Here is a 20,450-nt window from a genome sequence, read left to right as displayed (position 1 = left end):
TCCCCCGCCCGTTCTACATCTTGATGACAGAACGGATGCTTTTTCCTTCATGCATATAATCAAAGGCTTTATTGATATCTTCAAGTGGCATTGTGAATGTCACCATGTCGTCGATGTTGATTTCACCGGACATGTATTGCTCCACATAACCTGGAAGCTCCGTACGGCCCTTAACCCCACCAAAAGCAGAGCCCTTCCACACACGACCCGTCACCAACTGGAACGGACGAGTTGAAATCTCCTGACCAGCACCAGCAACACCAATCACGATGGACTGGCCCCAGCCACGGTGTGCACACTCCAAAGCCGCACGCATCAACTGGGTATTACCCACGCACTCGAAGGAATAGTCCACGCCCCATTCAGTCATCTCAACGATCACCTGCTGAATTGGCTTGTCATGTTTTTTCGGGTTTACAAAGTCCGTAGCGCCGAACTTCTGCGCCATTTCCCATTTCGCATCGTTGATGTCGATCGCGATGATACGGGAAGCTCCGGCCATTTTTGCTCCTTGGATCACAGACAGACCAATGCCGCCCAAACCAAAGACGGCAACCGTCGCACCTTTTTCCACTTTTGCCGTGTTCAAAACAGCGCCGATCCCGGTGGTGACCCCGCAACCCAGCAGGCACACTTTATCCAAAGGGGCTGCAGGATTGACTTTCGCCAAAGCGATTTCCGGAACAACCGTGTATTCCGCGAATGTGGAGCAACCCATATAGTGATGAATCATTTTGCCGTCTTTAGAGAAACGGGATGTCCCATCCGGCATCAGGCCTTTGCCTTGAGTCGCACGGATGCGCACACACAAATTGGTTTTTCCAGACAGACAGAATTTGCACTCTTTGCACTCTGGAGTATAAAGCGGAATCACATGATCGCCTTTTTTCAAAGTCGTCACACCCTCGCCGACTTCCTCAACGATGCCGCCACCTTCATGACCAAGAATCACCGGGAACAAGCCCTCTGGATCCGCACCAGACAATGTGAAAGCGTCTGTATGGCATACGCCCGTAGCAACAACCTTGATTAGAACCTCGCCCATTTTAGGTCCTTCCAGATCGACCTCTTCGATAGACAATGGGGCTCCGGCTTTCCAGGCAACTGCGGCTTTGATTTTCATGTAATTCTCCTTAGTTAATAAGAAGGAATTATAATTTCCCAACCCCCGCTTGACTAGGCAACGAAAGGAACAATACTGTTTCTTTATGGAAACAATAAGATCGTTGCAGGGAATCATAGCTTTCGTCAAAATCGCCGACTCCGGAAGCTTTTCCGCCGCGGCTCAGGCCTTGGGTGTTTCCAAGTCCCATATCAGCAAAACCATCAGCCAGCTGGAATCAGACCTTGGAGTGGCCCTGTTTGTCCGGTCCACCCGTAAAGTCCAACTGACCAGTGTCGGCGAACGTTTTCTGGAAACCTGCCGCCAATCACTGCAAAATCTGGATTCGGCAAAAAAAGAAATCCTGGATCTGTCAGACACTCCCCGCGGTGTCCTGCGCGTCACCCTTGCCGGCATCTTTGGCGAGGATTATATCGCCCCCGTGGTGATTGACATGGCCAAGCGTTATCCCGATCTGAAAATCGAACTGGATTTTTCAAGCCGCGTGGTGGATCTGATTGAAGAAAAATTCGATGTGGCCATTCGTATCGGGCATCTGGAAAACTCCTCTTTGCTGGCCACTAAAATTGCTTCACGAGTTGAATACGTGGTCGCCTCCAAAGCTTACCTTAGCGCGTCCCCAGCCCTGAAAGATCCCGAGGATCTGGCAAAACACAACTGCATCGGAGAAAGATCATCGTGGAGCTTCCGCAAACGGGGAAAATCTTTTCAAGTTCCGGTAAAAGGAAATTTCAAATGCAACAATCCGCGTGTGTTGCAAAAAGCGGCGCTATCGGGACTGGGCGTCGCCAGACTTCCGGGGTCCTATGCATTTGAAGACATCAAAAAAGGCCGTCTGATTTCTTTGCTTGAAAACTTCAGCGAAGGTCGCAAAGACATCTGGGCTGTCACCCCACTGCGCCACAAACAGAACATCAATGTGAAGATTTTTATTCAGGAGGTAAAAAAGCATTTGTCAGATGACTATGCGGACGTCCTTTTTTAGCCTGTTTTTTGAGCAAATCCAGACTTCGGGGTCAATAACACCAAGTTTATCTGGCTGCGCCTGATGAATCCTTGCCAAGTCTCACTTCGTTTTTCATAATTTTTAGGACTTCGACAATAAAGTCGGATCGACTAATAAAGGGGATTACGTGAAATCATTCATCGTAGCATTGGCTGTTTTGGGTTCTGCTGTATCTGTACAAGCTGCTTCCGGTCTTAAAGGCAATGGCGTTTATGGCGTTGCAGGTTGCGGTCTGGGTTCCTTGGTTTTCGGTAACGAAGAAGGCGCGATGCAAGTTATCGCTGCAACTTTGAACGGTACTGGTGTTCAAACTTTCGGTATCACTTCCGGTACTTCCAACTGCGGTAAAGGTCTTTTTGCCAAAGCTGAAGTAAACTCTTTCATCGAATCCAACTCTGTAGCTTTGGAAAACGACATTGCTCGTGGCCAAGGTGAGACTCTGTCCACTTTGAACAACATGTTGGGCTGTGATTCCAAATTCAACGGCACTCTTCAACAGAACTACAAAGAGATCTACGCTCCAGGCGTGAACTCTTCTGAAAAAATCGTTACTTTGGCTCAATCTTGCCAAGGCTAATGACTTTGAGTTTCTGCAACAAAAGCCTCATGAAAATGGGGCTTTTGCTTTTTTCACTGACCATCTCTTCGCTGGCTCTGGCAACCGGTGATCTGTCCTCTCGCGCCTCCACTGAAAAATGGGGCGACAACATCCAATGGTTGCGACTTCTACAATACGATAAGAACACTTTCGGCGGCTACACCAGTCCGGCTGAAAATCCCGCGTTTTTCCTGCATCCTGAAGGAAAAACCAACCCCGCTCTGGAATTGCAGGCCACCATCTCGGCCCTTCTGGATCCGGAAAAGAAAATCAAATCCAAAGATGGCCAGTTCAATGAATCCGCGGCCTGTGTCTTCCCCGCCCGAAAGCTCTGGCTTGAAAAAATCAGCGGACAAAAACTGCCTTCCGTGCCTTGTGAACGCTATGAAAGATTCATCGAAATTCTTCAGCCGCAGTCTTTGACCTATGTTTTCTCGTCTTACTATCTGAACAATCCTGCTTCCGCATTCGGGCACACTTTCCTGCGCATCAATAAAAGTGCTTCGGCCCGTGACGGCGAACGCTATGAGCTTTCTGACTATGGTGTCGGTTATGCTGCGGTGAAGGTTTCGGACAATCCTTTTATCTATTCATTCCTTGGTGTTTCAGGGCTGATGCCCGGCACCTTTGATATCAATCCGTATTACTACAAGGTTCGTGAATACAACGACTTCGAATCCCGTGACTTGTGGGAATATGACCTAAACTTCACGCCCGAGGAAGTTCAGTTGATCGTCGCCAATATCTGGGAACTGATCAGTGCCGAGTTCAATTATCACTATTTCAAAGAAAATTGTTCGTACCGTATTCTGGCGCTGCTGGAAGCCGCCCGACCTTCGCTGGAACTCACCAAAGACCTCAAGGCCCAGGTGATGCCTGCTGACACCGTCGGAACACTGTATGAACAAAAGGACCTGGTAAAGAACATCCATTATCGTCCTTCCATCCGCGCAACGTTCGACACCCGCTATAAAAAGCTGGGATCCGTGGAACAAGAACGCATTCGCCATTTTGCGAAGACCGAATCTTTGCCCCAATTGATCGCAGGTCTTGAAACCCAGCAAAAGCGCGACACTCTGGATGCAGCCATGGACTATCTGGATTTCAGATATCCAAAAGAAATTTTGCGCAAACAAGGCGCTTACCTGTTTAAAAAGGACATTCTGCTGGCTCGTGCCGAACTCGGGGGCGCATCTAAACCTCTGACCGTGCCTGCCCCTTGGAATGAGGCCCCTCACGATGCTCAAGGGTCGCGGCGCTGGGGACTGGGATACCGTGAGTGGAATTCAGACCGTTTCTATCTGATTGATGCAAAACTTTCGCTGCATGATCTGCTGGATCCCAAAAAGGGCTATCCTCCCACTGCCGAAATCACCATGGGCGCTTTCAGTTTCAGCTTTAATCCCGACTCTGATGAAGTTGCACTGGACAAAGCCACCTTGTACGAAGTCATTTCCCTTTCACCGGTCGATGCATTTAATCAGGGCTTTTCCTGGCGCCTGAAAGTTTCCGTCGAGCGCGGGTACGAAAACGGGTGCACTTCTCTTTGCCGCTGGACTGAACTGAGTGGAGGTTCTGGCATCACCAAGACTTACTGGAGTGATCTGGATCTCAGTCTTTGGTTGCGTGCCACCGGTCAAACCAGCACGGACTTCGCTGGTGACACGTGGAAGATCGGTGCGGGCCCGTCGGTCAGCGCCCGCTGGAACCGTGACTGGTTTGCACTTTTTGCCGAAAGCTACTATCGCTACGACTACAAAGGTGCTGAGTACGAGTATCGTCAAAACACACTGGGTGTGAACTTCAGTCTGAACAAGTCCTTAAGCCTGCGCCTTTCCGGCGAAGACACAAACTCTGTTCAGCGGGGCGAAGCCCGCCTGCTTTACTATTACTAGCCTCTGCTACCTTACACGTTGAGCTCCCCCCTTCGTCCCCTATGATGAAGAAAAGGAGCTCCTATGAGCCTGACAAAAAAGATTATCACGGGTTTCGCCACAGGTTTTGTTTCCGCCCTGCTGCTTTCCAAAATCAGAACTCAACTGCGATCACGTTCTTTCAAAGGAGCAGTGGTGCTGGTGTCTGGAGGTTCGCGGGGTTTGGGACTTCTGATCGCCAAAGAATTCTGCCGCGCGGGCGCCAGCGTGGCCCTGACAGCGAGGGACGGTAATGAGCTGCGCCGGGCACAGAACATTTTGCAAATGGATAGCCCCGAAGCCTTGGTTCACACCTTCGTCTGCGACTGTCGCATCCCTCTGGATGTTGAACAGACCGTCGCAGAGGTTGTGCGCACCTTCGGAAGGATCGACGTGCTGGTCAACAATGCCGGCATTATTTCTTCGTCACCCTTGGAACATGTCACTGAAGCCGACTATGAGGACTCTTTGGCAGTTCACTTCTGGGGTCCTTATCATTTCATCGAAAACTGCCTGCCGTTCATGAGCAAAGGCAGCCGTATTGTGAACATTGCCTCGATCGGAGGCCTGATACCCATTCCCCACCGGGCCGCCTACTGCGTGGGAAAACATGCCCTGGTAGGATATTCCCGAGGCCTGCACTCTGAGCTTGCAGCCAAAGGTATCTATGTCACGACGGTCTCACCCAATGTCATGCGTACGGGATCCGTCGATCATGCCACCTTCAAAGGTCAGGTTCAAAAAGAGTACGCCTGGTTTTCCATCCTGGCCTCTTTACCCATGATCAGCACCAGTGCCGACACCGCCGCTCAGCGAATCTTTCAGGCATGCATTCGGGGTGATGCCGAACTGATATTGTCCTTACCCACCAAGATCGCGGCCACCATGCAGGCGCGATTCCCCAATATGTTTTCAGACTTGATGTACTTGGCAAATATGGTGATGCCAGGTCCGGGTCAGGCAACAGCGGTGGAAGGCAAAGACGCGCACTCTTCCATCTCTCCGTCTTTTTTGACAACTTCCTCTCTGCGTGCGGCGGAAAGAAACAACGAAGGTCCAATACACTAAAAGCAAAAGCCCCGGACCAACCGGGGCTTTTTTTCTTTAAACCTGATTACGGATGAGACCGCAGATCGCGTTGGGATGATTTATCCCCACGAACCTCACCAGCTTTGGAAATATCCTCCCCGCCGGATTCTTTTAGAATACGCTCGGCTTTGTCCGCCCAGTCACCGTCGTCCACGTGGACTGAAATCAGGATACCTCCCTCTTTCACGTATCCCTCATAGCGTTTGGCTTCGTACTCTGGAATCCCAATACCCACCAGAGCTCCCCCCAAACCTCCTACGGCTCCGCCGACACCAAGGCCCGCCAGGGCACTCATGATAGGACCTGCGGCGACCAAAGGTCCCAATGCAGGGATCGTGGCAATCACCCCGGCCCCCACCAGCCAACCCAGGCTTCCGCCGATGACAGCCCCGGCGCCGGCTCCGACTGTTGCACCTTCCGGAGCTTTCGTTCCCTTTTCATGGGCGAATTCCCGCGTCTCGGATTTCTGCGGCATCAAAACTGAGATGTCGCTGTTACGGAAGTTTTCCGCTTTAAGACGTTCCACACAATTTTCAAGTTGTGCACGATTTCTAAAGATACCAAAAACCGAATTATGACCTTTTTCCATAGTGACTCCTATTTTCTGACCGTCATCTGGTCCGTGACTTTGTTACCGGAAACTTCATTGGCAATTCTGCTGATTTTCTTTTTTTCTTCCTGGGATGCCACGGCGCCTTTTAAGGTCACCATGCCATTCTGACTGACGATGGTGATATTTTTACCCATCATCGATACCGATCCATCGCTGTTGATCTTTTCGCGAATACTGCGGGTCAGGGTTGTGTCCGACTCGTTCATGCCCTGATCAGTGGCTTTGGTTGTGGTGTCTTTGGTTGTCGTGGAGTATTGATCATCGCCCTTGGCAAGCGTCGTGCAGGCCACTGCACTGATAAGAAAACCGATAAACAAATGTCTGAATTTCATAATGGACCTCCTTTGGTTAATCCCGCCATAGGTAACTATGGAAGCAAAACCTTGGGAACCATCACATCCGAAATATGCCAAGAAGCTTTGGAAAAAACGCGAGTTCTTCAAGCCACATAATACTTTAACAAAAAGGGCGGACCTTTTTACGGGATCCGCCCCTGGACTTTACCTTGCTAGGAAACGGCACCACAATGGACGACCGCGCACTTCACGAACAGAAGCGCTGGCCGTGTCTCCGGCCTCCACCACCTGATCGATACGCTCTTGCACATCATAATCAGCGCTATCCCCTGACGGAGGCGCAAACGTAAAGACAACGTACTTCATGTCCAGAGTGCCACCTGTGCTGTTGTGGAAAGAACAACTGTGCACATGGCCACTGGTTCTTAATTTTCCATAGTGACTTTCCAAAAACTTCGCACCCGCTGTTAAAGAGGACGCCGTGATCAAAAACATCAGAATCGTTTTCATACAGAACTCCTTTTTTGTGACGTCAGTCTGATAAAGTCCAGTGGCAACCGTCAACGAGGATAGAATTAAGAAGAGTCCATCAAAATATCCAAAGAAATCTGGTTAGGTATTTTTGTATCTTCAGCCGCAAAGAAAGTTCCGAATGAAAAACGGATTTCCGCAAACTAAAATGAGACCATGGAATACAGAATTGGCACATCAGGTTGGGTGTATCCACCGTGGCGAAACAACTTTTATCCCCAGGATCTTCCCCAGAAGAAAGAACTATTTTATGCCAGCCGACATTTGTCCTCGATTGAAATCAACGGCTCGTTCTATTCTTATCAAAAACCATCCACCTATTTGCACTGGTATTCAGAGACACCGGATGATTTTGTTTTTTCTGTGAAAGGCCCGCAATACATCACTCACATCAGCCGCCTGAAAGATGTCGAAATGCCTCTGGCAAACTTCTTCGCCTCAGGAGTTCTGCACCTGCGGGAAAAGCTGGGCGTCTTTTTATGGCAAATGCCTCCCAGTTTCGTATTCAATCCGGAAAAAGCAGAGCGTCTGGAAAATTTCTTCCACCTGCTCCCCCGCAGCTTTGAAGATGCGGCGGAGCTAGCAAAAAAATCCGAACGTTTCTCTGCAGAATACTCCCCGGACATTATCGGGATTAAAAAGCCGATTCGGCATGCCATAGAGGTCCGTCATCACAGCTTTGAAAATCCTGAATTCATAGAACTCCTTCGCCATAATGATGTGGCACTGGTCTTTGCCGAAACCGCCGGCAAATGGCCCTATATGGAAGACATCACCAGCGACTTTCTTTATCTGCGCCTGCATGGTGACGAAACCTTTTATAACAAAGGCTATGAGCCCGAGCAGCTTCGCTGGTGGGCCCAGCGAATCAAAATCTGGGCACAAGGCAAAAATCCCAAAGACAGCCTCACCATGCTGCCAGCGACAAACGGTGGCGTGCGGGATGTCTTCGTTTTCTTTGACAATGATCTGAAGATCAAAGCCCCTCAGGACGCAGAGGGGCTTTTGTTGCTGTTGAAATAAAAATCAATGCGACATCGGCGCGAACTGAACTCCGGCCAGGGCATCGATTTTGGCGGCGCAGATGAAATCATTTTCTGAGATTCCACCCAGCCCCTCATTCACCGAATGGGTATAGAACTTCACCACACAGCGATTGTAGCCCACTTCCAGATCGGGATGATGATCTTCGTTGTGCACGATAAAAGCCAGGGCGTTCACAAAGGCGATTGTTTGGTAGTAGTTTTTAAATTCAAAGGACTTGGCAATATGAAGACCCTGCAAAGTCCAGCCGTCCAGAATTCTTAAATACTGCTGGATTTCTTCCGGTGCCAGGGCCTGATCAACCGGGTGACTTTTCTTTCTTAAGAGTTCCGTCTGACTTATCATAGGGCCTCCGTGGGTTTAAGCTTCATTGTCGCTTAAGCACGAAAGGCCCTCAACCTGACAGTTCACATAGAAGTTTCCCGCCTGTCGAAACGGGCGAAAAGACTGTATACACACGGCACCACGTAAAGGGTCAGGAAGGTGGAAACAAACACCCCGCCGATCACCGCAATCGCCATCGGCTGACGAGCTTCTGCACCTGGCCCCAGACTCATGGCTGCTGGCACAGCCCCGGCAATGGTCGCAAAAGAAGTCATCAGAATCGGACGCAGACGAGTCGGACACGCCTCGATCAGGGCCTGATGTACGTGGATCTTTTCGGCATCCCGGCGCTGGTTGGTGAAATCCACCAACAGGATCGAGTTCTTTTTCACGATCCCCATCAACAGAATCAAGCCGATCATGCTGAAAATATTCAACGACTGGCCACCAATCAACAGCGCCAGGAAGGCCCCCGAGAAGCTGAACGGCAAAGCCATGAACACCGTCACCGGATCAATAAAGCTGTTAAACTGGGATGCCAAAATCATGTAAGCCACGATGAATCCCAGAACCAGGGCAAAGATCAGACTCATGAAGCTTTGCTGGAATTCTTCGGCAGATCCGCTCAGCAGAACTTTATATTCCGCCGGCAAAACCCTGCGAGCCACTTCCTGAGCCTTGTCCACGGATTGTTGCTGGCTGAGTCCCGGTCCGATATTTCCATAAATAATGATCGAACGCTGGCGATTCTTGCGCGAAATGCTGGAAGCCACAGACGCCTCTTTGATGTCAACGACCGAGGCGATCGGCACAAGTTCCCCACGGTTATTGCGGACTTTCAAATCCTTAATGCGCTCTTGTGGGTTGCGGCCGTTTTCAAGCATCTTCACACGAATATCGTAGCGATGCCCGCCTTTTTCATAACTTCCAACAACCACTCCACCCATCATTGCATTAAGCACTTCACCGATGGCAATGACACTGACACCCCGGTCGGCCGCTTTTTGACGGTTGGGAATGATCTGCACTTCCGGCGCGCCCGCCTGATAGTCCGAGCTGACATCGGTCATGATCTTGCTGGTCTTCAGTTCTTCCACGATCTGTTCAGAGAATTTACCCAGCTCGTTCCAGTCCGGGCCCTGAATGCTGAACTCAACCGGGAAGCCCTTACCGCCCCCGCCCCCAAACCCCTGGGTTGACGGATCCTGCACCTGAGGTTTTGAATCCGGGATGGTTTTATTCAGATACTCACGCACAACCTCGATAAATTCCTGCTGGCTAAGCTCTTTGTTTTTCTCAGCGGATTTGCCGCGCTGACCTTTGGGCTTCATATCAACAAAGATGATGGCATTATTCGCTTCACCACCTGTGAATCCACCCGCCGCCACAAACGTGGAGCTGACTTCGGACCTTTTCAGCAGAAAATCCTCGATAATCTTCACTTTCTCGTCGGTGAAAGAGATCGCAGATTTGGGAGGATTGCTGATTTGAATCATCAAAGAGCTTTGATCCTGGGCCGGCTGGAACTCCCCTTTCAGGAAGGCCACCGATCCAAAACTCAAAACAAAGAAGATCAAGGAGGCAAAGATCACTTTCCAGCGATGGTTCAGGGACACATCAAGACTGCGGGTGTAGGCATTTTTAAGACGATCAAACATGTGCTCAAATCCACGTCCGATGCGGGTCGTGCGCTCGCCAGATTCGACGAACTGAGAGGCTCGCATGGGCGTCAGGGTCAGGGCTTCCAGCAGGGAAATCATCACCGCCGCGCTCATCGTCACGCCGAACTGGAACAGGAAGCGGCCGATCAGACCCTCCATGAAAGCAATGGGCAGGAAGATCGCAACCAGGGACACGGACGCCGCCATGGCAGCGAAAGTGATCTCCCGGGCGCCGACCAAAGCAGCCTCACGTTTGCTTTTTCCCATTTCCAGATGCCGGATGATATTTTCCAGAACCATGATGGCATCATCGACAACGATACCAATCGCCAGACTTAAACCCATCAAAGTGAAAATATTCAGTGTAAAGCCGGCAAAGTAAAGAATGATAAAACTTCCCAGAACCGACGTGGGGATCGCCAACAGGACGTTGAACGTCGAAGACCAGGAACCAAGGAACAACCAGCACACCAGGGAAGTCAAAATCGCCGCAAGAATCAGAGTCAGCACCAGCTCATGCACGGATTCTTCCACGAACTTTGTGCCGTCATAGTTCACAACGATCTGCATACCTTCCGGCAGGGTCTTTTGAATTTCGGCAATACGGTCTTTCACCGCGTGCGCCACGGTCACCGCATTGGAACCGCGCTGTTTAACCACCCCAAGCCCCACGGCCGCTTTCCCATTGGCGCGAGCAAACTGCACCACATCGACCATGCCCTCTTTGAACTCCACCACTTTTTCAAGGGGGATCGGCATATAGTTCGGCCCTCCGCCGCGGCTGTTCACCAGGATCTTATTAAACTGATCGATGGTCTTTGCCTCCCCCAAAGTGCGTAAGCTGTACTCGGTCTTATTGTATTCCGCACGTCCTGCCGGAGGCTCAGCATGCTCCGTTCGCAAAGTGTTGGTCACATCGATCACGGAAAGCGCATAGCGGTTCAGGTCTTCATTGCGGACCCAAACGCGCATGTTCGGCTCAAGGTAACCCGGCATCCACAGATTTCCGACCCCTGGCACCGTTGTCAGACGGTCACGGACATAGTCCTTCACAAAGACCATCATTTCCTCCAGCGGCATTTTGTTGCTGGAAAGGGACAGCCACATGATCGGGAAATCCTCAGGATTGATCTTCATCACTGTCGGAGAATCCATGTTCTGCGGCAAGGCGTCCTGAATCTGGGACATCTTGGCCTGAACATCCTGGAAGGCCACATCGATATCACGCTCCAGATCAAACTCGACCGTGATGTCCGAGGTACTGTTGCGCGCCACGGAGGAAATATTCTTCACACCCTGGATACTGATCAGGGCGTCTTCGATCGGATCAATGACATCGGCTTCCATCACCTCAGGGGCCGCGCCTTCATACCGCACGGAAATGGAAATAACCGGGAAGTCGACATCAGGAAGTTCACTCACGCCCATGCGCATGAAACTGATCGCCCCGAAGACGATCAGACCAAACATCAGCATCCAGGCAAAGACGGGTCTGCGAATTGATAAATCAGACAATGTCATCTTAGTCTTCCTTCACTTTCGGAGCTTCAATTTCTGCCGAAGCCACCTTCAGCTTCACCAGTTCCATTTGTGCTGCAAATCTTGCCTGATCCAGTGCGCGCGCCGCAATTCTGAAATCAGTCAAGGCCACCTGCACGTCGATGTTTCGAGCCAGACCGCGGCGATAGTCTTTCTGCAAAACTTTGTAGTTGCGCTCAGACAAGTCCCCGGCTTTTTCCAAAGCCTCAACCTGCTTTAGGCGCGTCTGGAAATTTTCATAATAAGCACGAATCTCCTGATCAGCCTGCCGGCGCAAACGCGACAACAACAGATCCGCTTCGATCCGCTTGGAGGCCGCTTCGCGCACGCGGGACTGGGTGGTGCCGCCTTCAAACAACGGCACGGTCAGTTTCAACTGAACATCCCAGTTCAGGTCCTCACTATAACCGTCCGGTCTTTTGAAATAGTAATTTCCGGTCAGGTCCAATGAAGGCCAGTGCGCCCCTTTGGCGATGCTGACTTCCTCTTCCATGGCCTGGTACTGACTGCGGGCCGCTTTCACGTCATAGCGGCTTTCAATCCTGTCCAGATAAGACTGCAAAGGAGCGACCTTGACGGACTTGGCCAGTTCCGGATCAGTCAAAGGCTCGGTCGTTGGCAGGCCGGTCAAAAAGGCGAACGCCTCGCGGGCCATCTTCAGATTGCCCGTGATGATCTCGTGTTCAGCATTCAAAGCCGCCTGGCTGCTCTGAGCAGTCAGGGCATCCGAAGAACTGGATTCCCCGCGGCGCACACGTGAGGAAAGTTCCTTCACCCGTTCATCATAGATTTTCAACTGTACCGAAATATTGTCCAGATCCTGTTCCAGCGTCAGAATGTTCAGATAAGAACTTGTGACATCCTGATAAAGCTGAATCAGCGCCTGATTGCGGATTTCTTCCTGGGACTGAACCAGGTCTTTCTGCTGACGAACGGCTGCAAATTCACGCAAGCCCCGGAACAAAACCTGATTCGCCGTCACGGCCACCGTTGTTTGTCGTTCAGGGAAAAACTGCCGAGCCACCGGATCTGACGGTGCCGGCTGCATAAAATAGGTGGCGTTTGCAGAAATCTGCGGGAACATGCCCCCGCGCACCTGCTTCACTCGCTCACGAATTTGTTGAACTTGTTCGTTCTGAACTCCGACCGTTTCATTTTTCTGCAAAGCGGACTGATAGGCCTCTTGCAAAGTCGCAGAATACGCGCTGGAAGAGAGAACTGCGGAAAGACACACAATGGAAAGAGATGTTTTTCTTAGCATCCCATTATTCTTACTGAGGCTTCCCAATTTTCAAGACAGATTATTCTAAAGGCGCGTTGGGCCAAATAAAAAAGGCCGAAGTTTCCTTCGGCCTTTTCATTCACTCATGCTTGGTGAAATTTATTTGATAACCGCTGGTGGATAATAGTTACCAGCACCCGCCTGCAGGAACTCTGGAACAGAGTTCGTGAAGTCAGTCATACCACCCACACGAACCGCACCGCCTGTTGCGTTGTAATTCGGGTGTGCGTAGCTTACGAAGCGACCTTCATCAACCAGGAAGTAACCACGGAAGTTGGTGCCTTGGCCCTTCTTCAACTTTTTATCGATCTCATAACGGTCACCAGACAAACCAGAAGCCGCTGACTTGCTATAGTTCAAAGGCATCACTGTCGGATAACGGTTCACCTGATAAACACCACGCTCAATCAGATTCACACCCGGAACCGCACTGATACCCTGAGCACGAATCGTCGCAGCATCCGCCGTCAAACCGTTGGACTGGGCTGCACCGTTCGTCAACAGCATCCATTCCCAAGGAAGAGGGCGCTGGGAATCACGGTATCTGGAGAACGGAGCCGCTTCACGGGAGGCTTCACGAGCATATACACGGTAGATGTCCGTGCCTGGGCCCAAAAGGTGTCTCATGTAAGCCACCGCCTGATTTTCCAAACGCGTGCAACCATGGGAACCCGGGTTGCTGAAGAAGTTGATCATCTTCATGCGAGTGATTTCAATTGGCTTGGAACCGTCTTTACCCCAGCCCATCGTGCCGTGGATCCACTGATAGTTCACGCCACCGTTTTCACCTGCCGGAGTCAGCTTCGCAGCATACCAACCGAACGCGCCATAGTTGGAAGTTTTGCCCTGCTCGTTTTTACGAAGCCACTTTCTTGCACCCATGTACAAGCTCATGCTGTCTGTTACTGGATCTGGAATATCCTTGATGCTTTGACCTGGGGTGTACCAGCGAGGATAGAAGGCTTTACCGTCCTGATAGAACTTCACCCATTCAGAAATGCGGGCATGACCAACCCATGTTTTATAGGCATTATCATCCTGACCATCACCCTCTTCCGGGCGCCCTACAACCATGTCTGTTTCCATCACCATTTTATGCGGGCAGTTTGGCGTCGCCGTGCAACGCTCATAGATACGAGTTTTCTCCGTCGCGATGTTCTGAACCACGAAGTAACGAGATGTTGGCAACGTCAGCTCACGCTCGCTGAGATAGTCTTTGGATACAAAGAAGTCAGAAGAGATATAAGGAGATACAGTGGAAGACTTGATAATCTTGATCTGCACCAGTGGAGTCGCCTCGTTCAAGACGTCATACACTTCCACCAAATCATTTTTGGACAGCTTGCCAATAACATTATTGGCTGTGGTGGAGTTGCTGGAGCGCACGTTCAGCGTATCAGCTGAAATATAGTAACGCTTGCCTACGATCAACTGGCTCTTGCTTACCACCTGGGCGGAAGCATCCGCAACCTGGGCAGAAACAGGGGAACCGGCCAAAACACTCATAAGAACCGCTGCTGCGACTCCGACTAAAGAAGCTTTCATATAATCTCCATTCATTGCAACCAGTCTTAAAGCAAGAAGCGTGAATGGGTTTTGGCACCCTGTAATCGAATAGAACCGGGTTTGAGATTAGGACCTATGAAAGAAATACCCTGCGAAGCTCAATGAGGGCCCTGTAACGAAGGCCCGAGGAGTGTCTAAAAATTTGACAGCGAGGCCTTAGAAATGGATCCCATTTTCATAGTAAGACTCTTGCAACAGCACCTGGAAAACCACGACAACATCCTCATACCGCCCGATCTTCTTAATCTGTCGAGTGATGATCGAGGCACATTCATCCTGCACCTCCTGAGAGCGGGCAAACCACAGCACTTCCACAAACGGATAAGAAACGGTTTCCTGCCCGGAGGAGAAAAACTGTGTCTGCACCAGTTCGAATGTGAAATTATCAATAGCGGTCTTCATCGCCGGCGCCAAATCCTTGGCAAGGCTGGCACTGAGTTCCTGAACATGTTCTTTTTTTACGGCGCGCATTCTGATGTGTGGCATGCCCGGAAGCATACCACAATGCTATTTGATACCCAAACGGGTTTTGATCAATTCCAGGTCGGCGGCCTGTTGCTGCAACTGCTTTTTGAGTTCTTCATTCTCTTTACGCACGGATTCATTTTCCTGACGCAGAATCATGATCTGTCCATACAGTTCCTGAACCGCGTTCACCGTAGCCCAATGAATCGGATCGACATTCAATTCCAGATAGCCGTCCGCGCGAGTCTTCACAGCATCCGGGATCACTTGTTGAACCTCCTGGGCCACAAACCCTGTCATTGGAACATCAGAAGGAAGTTTTAGAGCATTGTCTTTTTTGTAGTTGTAGCGAATGGTTCGCAGTTTAAGGATTTCGTTCAGGCCATATTCATAGTTGCCGTGAATGTCCTTCAAGCGACGATCCGAAGCATTCGTCCAGGCCGTCCCCGTGCTCAATCCCGCAGTCCCAACAACGTGCAACTTATAAGACGGCGCCGTAGCTCCGATCCCCACGTTTCCATTTCTGTCGATAGTCATGTGATTGGCACTGCCAGTGACCGACGTATCCGTCGCCCCCGCTGCCGATGAAGTCGCAAAATACATGCTTCCTGTCGTCGGGGAATAACCGATGGCCCCAGCATACGCACTGCCACCACCATAGCCTGCATAACGTTGGGTGCCGTTATGATAACTGTTAAAGAAGTGGACCAAATCACCCCCGGTATGGAAAATATGGCCTTTGTTGATTTCCAGAGGCTGGCGCGGAGTTCCCGGCCCAATACCAATATAGCCGTTCGTATTCACCTTCAGGGCTTCCGTAGCGCCGATCCACATTCCAATCTGTTGATTGGCGTAAAGATTCAAGCCACCTGTATCTGTACCCGCAACGACAGTCGTTCGAGGTTTGGAGGCGGCAGCAGATCCCATGCCTGAATAGTTGCTCCCCTGGTGGGAGATATACCCATACCGGGCTCCCGTAGCCGCTGTTCCCAAAAGGAACAAAGCACGGGAGTTGGCACTGGTATCATCAGTATTCAACAGGTAATGGGAAACATCCCCGTCGCCAGCTCCATCCACATGAAGCTTCGCAATCGGGTTGGTTGTTCCAATCCCCACAAGGCCTTGCGGATTCACTGTCATTCGGGTCTGCCTTACCGTACCGCCGATTGCCGTGGTTCCGAAGTCGATCGAGGTTCCGTGCGCAGTCGCCGTAAAATCTTCAGCAGCAAGTATTTGAATGGCCCCGGAGTTATTGGAAAAGTTGGTGCCATCATAAGCGCCTAGTCCGTAAAGCCCCATCAGGCGGTCTCCGGTTTGAACAGCCAGACGAGAGGCGTCAGTTCCGCGGGATTTATAGAAAGCGATCTCTGCGCCATTATTGGAATTGGAAATTCGTGAGGCCAGAATAGTTCCGCTTCCGTTGCTATTCACATGCAACGGAGCCGACGGTGAGGTCGTATTAACCCCGACATTTCCATCCCGATCAATCACAAGTCGATACTGATTGTTGGTCTTCAGGGCCAGGCCAAAATAATCATTGGTTCCAATGAAGGCATCCTGACCAAAAGAGTTTCCGTCCTTAACAAACACATCCGTCAACCCATATCCCGCCGCCGTCGTCGGATTGGTTGCCGCCGTCACGCGGCCATAGGTATCCACCGTCACAGATCTGTAAGTGCCCGCCCCCACTCCGCTGGTGGGAAGATCTGAAGTCGCAATGGTGCGGAATGACGGAGTCCCATTGCCCCCGTTCGGTGCCGCCAGGAATGTTTTTGCCGTCTGCGAACCAAAGTTTGAAGCCGACACAACAATGTTTGAACATGTCATCGTATCGGTCAAAGAAGACCACGTCAGTGTCTGCGAAGACGTACAGCTTGTTGCCGGAAACATTGTATTGGTGGCAGTAACCGAGGAACGAATGTCCGCCAAAGACAGATAAGCCGGCACGTAGGTTGAAGTCCCATCATAACGAAGGACCTGGCCGGCCGCCGTCGGCGCCGTTGCGCTGATCGCTTTTCCACGAAGACCGACCACTGAGGCCGCCCCGGTGTTGGCCAAAGAAAGATCTCCACTGATCGCCACACCGGTTGCAACATTGGATCCGTTCCCCACAAAGACTTGTGCAGAAGTCAGGGTCGTTCCCAGTTTACTGCTATCACTCAACGTCTGACACAGGAATTTGCCAACGCCCGATGACCAGTACATAGTCTGCCCCGCCGTGCATCCGGCATCCGCCACGGCTGTATTGAAGGAGCTCTGGGTGACATACCCGCTCAGTGTCGCAGCCAAGCCCGTGACATCGCCGGTCGCGATTGCAGAAGATGTCCATTGAGCCCCGTTGTATTTCAGGAAGTTCCCGCTGGTCGGAGCCGCAGAAGCAACAGCAACGCCCTGAAGTTTAGCCACCGTCGGGCTGGGGTAGTTGCCGCTCAGGTCACCCGTGGCACTGCCCGTGGGGATCCGAGCATCCGACAAGCGTGAATCATTCCCTGCGGCGACCGTGTTTGCGGCCGTGCCCACATTCAGTGTCAAAGTCGGGGTTGAAGTTCCATTCACCACCGTCAAGTAAGCGTTGCCGGAGGTCACATCTGTCACAGTACCACCGCTGGCCCCTGCCACCGCTGCACAAGAAAAATTAGTGCCATTATAGCTGAGGAAGGTTCCGGCTCCACAGGTTGGCAAAACAGACTTCAGCACGAAGTCAGCCGCGGTGTTGCTGCCAAGCTTGGCTGCAGAATAAGAATAGCCCGCATAAGGTACCGAACGGATCTCTGAGTCCGGAGAAATCATCTTCCAGCCCGAGCCGTCATGAAACTGCACACGCAGACGACGGATCTCATCAAAGGCCGGAGAATACGTGGCGCCCCCGTCACAGGTGAAAGAGGTCCCGGAATTCTGAAACGCATCCAGCAGTTTGAAAGTCGGAGCCGCCGGATAGCCCTTGGTGCCCTTCCCGATAGGAACGTCAAACACCCCTCCGGAATTGGCAAGATTGATCCCATTGACCTGCTCACGGTAAATCACACACAGACCGTCAGGACTTGTGACTTCAAAACTAAAACTGACATTGTTGTATTCCAGCGGAGTTCCATCCACCTTCAGAATGCGTCCTTGATAAGTGAGCGAATTGGGGGACGCTGTCGCAATCTGAGACAAAACAAAGAGGGCGAAGAAAAGTGACGTTCCGTGAATCTTCATACCTGATTTATCGGTATTTCTTTGATCAATATTTAACTTAATTTAGTGGGGCAGACCTCATGTCCCGACTTCAGACCTCATATACGCGAAATTAACAGTATATGACATGTTCGTAAGCCAGCCCCCGACTTTTAGTAGAATGATTTTTATTTATCTCAACAAAGAACACCCTTACAGACCTCCAAGAAATTGACCCATTCCCCATAAGGTAAATACTGAAGACGTTCTACAAAAAAGGAGAAGACTATGAAAACAATCATTCTAACAGCTTTGCTTAGTGTCGGTCTGACGGCACAGGCCAACCAAGACTCAGCAACGACGAGTGCATTGGAATTTTCCAGAGAGGAGACTCAGATGGCTCCCCGCGGAGTTCTTCCCTTCCTGGGATTGGGTGGTGGTTACACCGGATACGAAACCAATGGCGCAACAGAAGGGACCCCTTCCACGATCAAACTGCTGGGTTCCTGGTATTTGGAAAGTCCCTGGGTCATGGATCTGGGCTATGGTGTGAATAACCAGCAGTTCAGTCAATCCTCTGGCACTGCCAACGAAACTGCCATCACAGATGGAGCGTTAGAGTTCGCTGCCCGCTGGGTCTCTGACAATCGCTGGCAATTCGGGGTCGTCGGAAATCAGCTTTTCAACCAGGGTGAAAACTACACCGCAGACCAAGCCGATGCGCAGTTTGTGGGTTTGCAACTCTTAAAAGAGTTCAACATGACTCCAAGCTGGCTGGCCCGTCTGGGTGTGCGCGCTCAGGCATTGACGAACAACACTGAACAACAAGTCGGCATGTACATGGTTGACCTGCAAATCGGCTGGAACCCAGGGGCTTACAAACCATCTGTCCGATCCACTGCCGCAGCGGAACCCACAGTGATGGAAGAAGTCCAAGAGGACATCACTTATCAGGAAAGAGTGGAGCCGGCACGTCCCGTCGCCGCTGTTGAAGCCGGATCTGCACTTAAAGACGTGAACATGAATATGATTGCCGGTGCGGGCAGCGCGATTCAGTTCCGTTCTTCCCAATATGCGATCTCCGGAGCTGACAACCGCAAACTTCAACAAGTCGCCAAAGTTCTGAATGAAAATCCAGACTTGGTTGAAAGAGTTGAAATTCACGGCTACGCCGATGCCACAGGCACTGACGAGGTCAATCAAAGAATCTCTCAAGCCCGTGCAGACTCTGTGAAAAACATCCTGGAAAGAAATGGCTTCACCAACGTGGAAGCTGTGGGTAAAGGTGCAACGGACTCAACAGGCATCCGAGCTCAGGACCGTCGTGCAGAACTGGTCTTTGTCGGTGTGAAGGACGAAGAGGCTTTGAAACGCGCTCTTTCAACTATCCGCTAGAAAAGATAAAGAACAAAAGATCCTCAAACGCGAGCCCAAAGGGTTCGCGTTTTTTATTCGCCGTTGAACATGATGGCCATGTCCTGATCAAAGTCGGAATCAACTTCTTTGGAAAACTCACTCCATTCCTGGTACAGATAATCCTCTTCCGCTCCTGCCACCACCACAGGCTTCTGGGTTTTCACTGCAACAACCAAAGCCAGGGTCGCCGCCATCGCAGGCACAAGCACCCACCACGCCCGACGACAACGGTGCTTGCGATCTTCAATGTGACGCCAGATCCGCGAAGACTCGCCCAAAGGGGCGTCCGGCACCGGAGTCGCGTTTTCTTTAAGAAAATTTCTGAATGAATCATCATTCATAGACTCACTCCTTTCTTTGCCAGCAGGTCACTCATCTTCTGACGAGCCAGACTTAAACGAGATTTCACCGTTCCCTCTGGGATCTCCAGAGCCCGAGCGATCTCTTTCAGTGACTGATCCTCCAGATAAAACAGAACCACCACGGCACGCATATCCATATCCAGGGTTCCCAAAGCCAGATCCACCAGCTCACGATGGGAAAGATTCTTTTCCAGACTCTCCTCCACCTGCTCTGGACTGACATCTTCTCTGCGCCCCGCTTTGCGCAGGTGATCCACCGCACTGTTATAAGCAATCCGGTACAGCCAGGTGGACGCTTCACTCTCCGCACGGAACTTACCACGATGTTCCCAGGCTTTCATGAATGACTCCTGTGTCAAATCACTCAAGGCGGACTCTCCGACCAAACGAAACAGAAGGCCCCGCACTTTGTGTGCATGGGCCTCGTAGAACTTCGCAAAGTCAGCGGCGTCAGAAAAGCTCAAAA

Annotated in this window: 18 protein-coding genes; 6 read left to right on the top strand and 12 right to left on the bottom strand. The window is 51.1% G+C overall.

From position 1 onward, the window contains the following. Positions 1-13 precede the first annotated feature (13 nt). Positions 14-1,123 carry an S-(hydroxymethyl)glutathione dehydrogenase/class III alcohol dehydrogenase gene (locus ACZ520_RS04165; RefSeq protein ID WP_464127609.1) on the bottom strand — a complete coding sequence of 370 codons (1,110 nt, stop codon included), beginning with the start codon at positions 1,121-1,123 and terminating at the stop codon, positions 14-16. A gap of 85 nt (positions 1,124-1,208) precedes the next feature. Between ACZ520_RS04165 and ACZ520_RS04160 the strand changes: the two genes are divergently transcribed. The 4 genes from ACZ520_RS04160 to ACZ520_RS04145 all read left to right on the top strand — a co-directional run bounded on the left by ACZ520_RS04160 (position 1,209) and on the right by ACZ520_RS04145 (position 5,708). Further along, a complete protein-coding gene (locus tag ACZ520_RS04160; RefSeq protein WP_464127608.1) occupies positions 1,209-2,108 on the top strand; it encodes a LysR family transcriptional regulator in 900 nt (299 codons plus the stop codon). Positions 2,109-2,256: 148 nt separating this feature from the next. Continuing rightward, entirely contained in the window at positions 2,257-2,706 is a 450-nt protein-coding gene (locus ACZ520_RS04155; protein ID WP_015090034.1) for a DUF3015 family protein, read from the top strand. A 29-nt stretch (positions 2,707-2,735) separates the two neighbouring features. Then, positions 2,736-4,622, top strand: coding sequence for an Lnb N-terminal periplasmic domain-containing protein (locus tag ACZ520_RS04150; RefSeq protein WP_464127607.1), 1,887 nt, complete (start codon positions 2,736-2,738; stop codon positions 4,620-4,622). A 63-nt stretch (positions 4,623-4,685) separates the two neighbouring features. Beyond that, positions 4,686-5,708 carry an SDR family NAD(P)-dependent oxidoreductase gene (locus ACZ520_RS04145; RefSeq protein ID WP_464127606.1) on the top strand — a complete coding sequence of 341 codons (1,023 nt, stop codon included), beginning with the start codon at positions 4,686-4,688 and terminating at the stop codon, positions 5,706-5,708. A gap of 46 nt (positions 5,709-5,754) precedes the next feature. On the opposite strand, the gene ACZ520_RS04140 is transcribed toward ACZ520_RS04145, so the two are convergent. From ACZ520_RS04140 to ACZ520_RS04130, 3 genes are all read right to left on the bottom strand, one after another. Then, positions 5,755-6,318 (bottom strand): DUF3341 domain-containing protein, encoded by a 564-nt coding sequence (locus ACZ520_RS04140; protein WP_088566069.1) that lies wholly within the window; start codon positions 6,316-6,318, stop codon positions 5,755-5,757. Positions 6,319-6,326: 8 nt separating this feature from the next. Continuing rightward, positions 6,327-6,674 (bottom strand): BON domain-containing protein, encoded by a 348-nt coding sequence (locus tag ACZ520_RS04135; protein WP_464127605.1) that lies wholly within the window; start codon positions 6,672-6,674, stop codon positions 6,327-6,329. A gap of 168 nt (positions 6,675-6,842) precedes the next feature. After that, on the bottom strand, positions 6,843-7,148 hold the full coding sequence (locus tag ACZ520_RS04130; RefSeq protein WP_011163437.1) for a hypothetical protein: 306 nt from the start codon (positions 7,146-7,148) through the stop codon (positions 6,843-6,845). 177 nt (positions 7,149-7,325) lie between these two features. Here ACZ520_RS04130 and ACZ520_RS04125 point away from each other — a divergent pair, with 177 nt between their 5' ends. Beyond that, entirely contained in the window at positions 7,326-8,192 is an 867-nt protein-coding gene (locus tag ACZ520_RS04125) for a DUF72 domain-containing protein (RefSeq protein ID WP_464127604.1), read from the top strand. 3 nt (positions 8,193-8,195) lie between these two features. On the opposite strand, the gene ACZ520_RS04120 is transcribed toward ACZ520_RS04125, so the two are convergent. The 6 genes from ACZ520_RS04120 to ACZ520_RS04095 form a co-directional block, all read right to left on the bottom strand. Then, the gene (locus ACZ520_RS04120) at positions 8,196-8,558 is read right to left on the bottom strand and encodes a 4a-hydroxytetrahydrobiopterin dehydratase (protein ID WP_464127603.1); all 363 of its coding nucleotides are present in this window, start codon (positions 8,556-8,558) and stop codon (positions 8,196-8,198) included. 62 nt (positions 8,559-8,620) lie between these two features. Further along, positions 8,621-11,719, bottom strand: a complete 3,099-nt coding sequence (locus tag ACZ520_RS04115) for an efflux RND transporter permease subunit (RefSeq protein WP_464127602.1) — start codon at positions 11,717-11,719, stop codon at positions 8,621-8,623. Position 11,720: 1 nt separating this feature from the next. Beyond that, positions 11,721-12,998: a TolC family protein gene (locus tag ACZ520_RS04110; RefSeq protein WP_464127601.1), complete on the bottom strand. Its 1,278-nt coding sequence runs from the start codon at positions 12,996-12,998 to the stop codon at positions 11,721-11,723. 120 nt (positions 12,999-13,118) lie between these two features. Then, positions 13,119-14,564, bottom strand: a complete 1,446-nt coding sequence (locus ACZ520_RS04105) for a L,D-transpeptidase family protein (RefSeq protein ID WP_416480784.1) — start codon at positions 14,562-14,564, stop codon at positions 13,119-13,121. A gap of 177 nt (positions 14,565-14,741) precedes the next feature. Next, the gene (locus tag ACZ520_RS04100; RefSeq protein WP_464127600.1) at positions 14,742-15,071 is read right to left on the bottom strand and encodes a DUF1904 domain-containing protein; all 330 of its coding nucleotides are present in this window, start codon (positions 15,069-15,071) and stop codon (positions 14,742-14,744) included. Between the two features lie 21 nt (positions 15,072-15,092). Then, complete coding sequence (locus ACZ520_RS04095) at positions 15,093-18,248, bottom strand: tail fiber domain-containing protein (protein ID WP_464127599.1); 3,156 nt, start codon at positions 18,246-18,248, stop codon at positions 15,093-15,095. Between the two features lie 246 nt (positions 18,249-18,494). Between ACZ520_RS04095 and ACZ520_RS04090 the strand changes: the two genes are divergently transcribed. Next, the gene (locus ACZ520_RS04090) at positions 18,495-19,601 is read left to right on the top strand and encodes an OmpA family protein (protein WP_088566077.1); all 1,107 of its coding nucleotides are present in this window, start codon (positions 18,495-18,497) and stop codon (positions 19,599-19,601) included. A 53-nt stretch (positions 19,602-19,654) separates the two neighbouring features. Here ACZ520_RS04090 and ACZ520_RS04085 read toward each other — a convergent pair whose 3' ends face one another. Beyond that, positions 19,655-19,963, bottom strand: a complete 309-nt coding sequence (locus ACZ520_RS04085) for a hypothetical protein (protein ID WP_464127598.1) — start codon at positions 19,961-19,963, stop codon at positions 19,655-19,657. Continuing rightward, positions 19,960-20,448, bottom strand: coding sequence for an RNA polymerase sigma factor (locus ACZ520_RS04080; RefSeq protein WP_464127597.1), 489 nt, complete (start codon positions 20,446-20,448; stop codon positions 19,960-19,962). Before ACZ520_RS04080 ends, ACZ520_RS04085 begins: the two co-directional genes overlap by 4 nt. Positions 20,449-20,450: the final 2 nt, after the last annotated feature.

Source organism: Bdellovibrio sp. BIS2, assembly GCF_055398295.1.
This window is presented reverse-complemented; position numbering and strand designations above follow the sequence as displayed.

Excerpts from the sequence above, each read along its gene's own strand:
- ACZ520_RS04085 (WP_464127598.1), bottom strand. The coding sequence starts at position 19,963 with ATGAATGATGATTCATTCAGAAATTTTCTTAAAGAAAACGCGACTCCG.
- ACZ520_RS04140 (WP_088566069.1), bottom strand. The coding sequence starts at position 6,318 with ATGGAAAAAGGTCATAATTCGGTTTTTGGTATCTTTAGAAATCGTGCA.
- ACZ520_RS04145 (WP_464127606.1), top strand. The coding sequence starts at position 4,686 with ATGAGCCTGACAAAAAAGATTATCACGGGTTTCGCCACAGGTTTTGTT.
- ACZ520_RS04130 (WP_011163437.1), bottom strand. The coding sequence starts at position 7,148 with ATGAAAACGATTCTGATGTTTTTGATCACGGCGTCCTCTTTAACAGCG.
- ACZ520_RS04105 (WP_416480784.1), bottom strand. The coding sequence starts at position 14,564 with ATGAAAGCTTCTTTAGTCGGAGTCGCAGCAGCGGTTCTTATGAGTGTT.
- ACZ520_RS04165 (WP_464127609.1), bottom strand. The coding sequence starts at position 1,123 with ATGAAAATCAAAGCCGCAGTTGCCTGGAAAGCCGGAGCCCCATTGTCT.
- ACZ520_RS04115 (WP_464127602.1), bottom strand. The coding sequence starts at position 11,719 with ATGACATTGTCTGATTTATCAATTCGCAGACCCGTCTTTGCCTGGATG.
- ACZ520_RS04095 (WP_464127599.1), bottom strand. The coding sequence starts at position 18,248 with ATGAAGATTCACGGAACGTCACTTTTCTTCGCCCTCTTTGTTTTGTCT.
- ACZ520_RS04125 (WP_464127604.1), top strand. The coding sequence starts at position 7,326 with ATGGAATACAGAATTGGCACATCAGGTTGGGTGTATCCACCGTGGCGA.
- ACZ520_RS04110 (WP_464127601.1), bottom strand. The coding sequence starts at position 12,998 with ATGCTAAGAAAAACATCTCTTTCCATTGTGTGTCTTTCCGCAGTTCTC.
- ACZ520_RS04100 (WP_464127600.1), bottom strand. The coding sequence starts at position 15,071 with ATGCCACACATCAGAATGCGCGCCGTAAAAAAAGAACATGTTCAGGAA.
- ACZ520_RS04090 (WP_088566077.1), top strand. The coding sequence starts at position 18,495 with ATGAAAACAATCATTCTAACAGCTTTGCTTAGTGTCGGTCTGACGGCA.
- ACZ520_RS04150 (WP_464127607.1), top strand. The coding sequence starts at position 2,736 with ATGAAAATGGGGCTTTTGCTTTTTTCACTGACCATCTCTTCGCTGGCT.
- ACZ520_RS04120 (WP_464127603.1), bottom strand. The coding sequence starts at position 8,558 with ATGATAAGTCAGACGGAACTCTTAAGAAAGAAAAGTCACCCGGTTGAT.
- ACZ520_RS04160 (WP_464127608.1), top strand. The coding sequence starts at position 1,209 with ATGGAAACAATAAGATCGTTGCAGGGAATCATAGCTTTCGTCAAAATC.
- ACZ520_RS04135 (WP_464127605.1), bottom strand. The coding sequence starts at position 6,674 with ATGAAATTCAGACATTTGTTTATCGGTTTTCTTATCAGTGCAGTGGCC.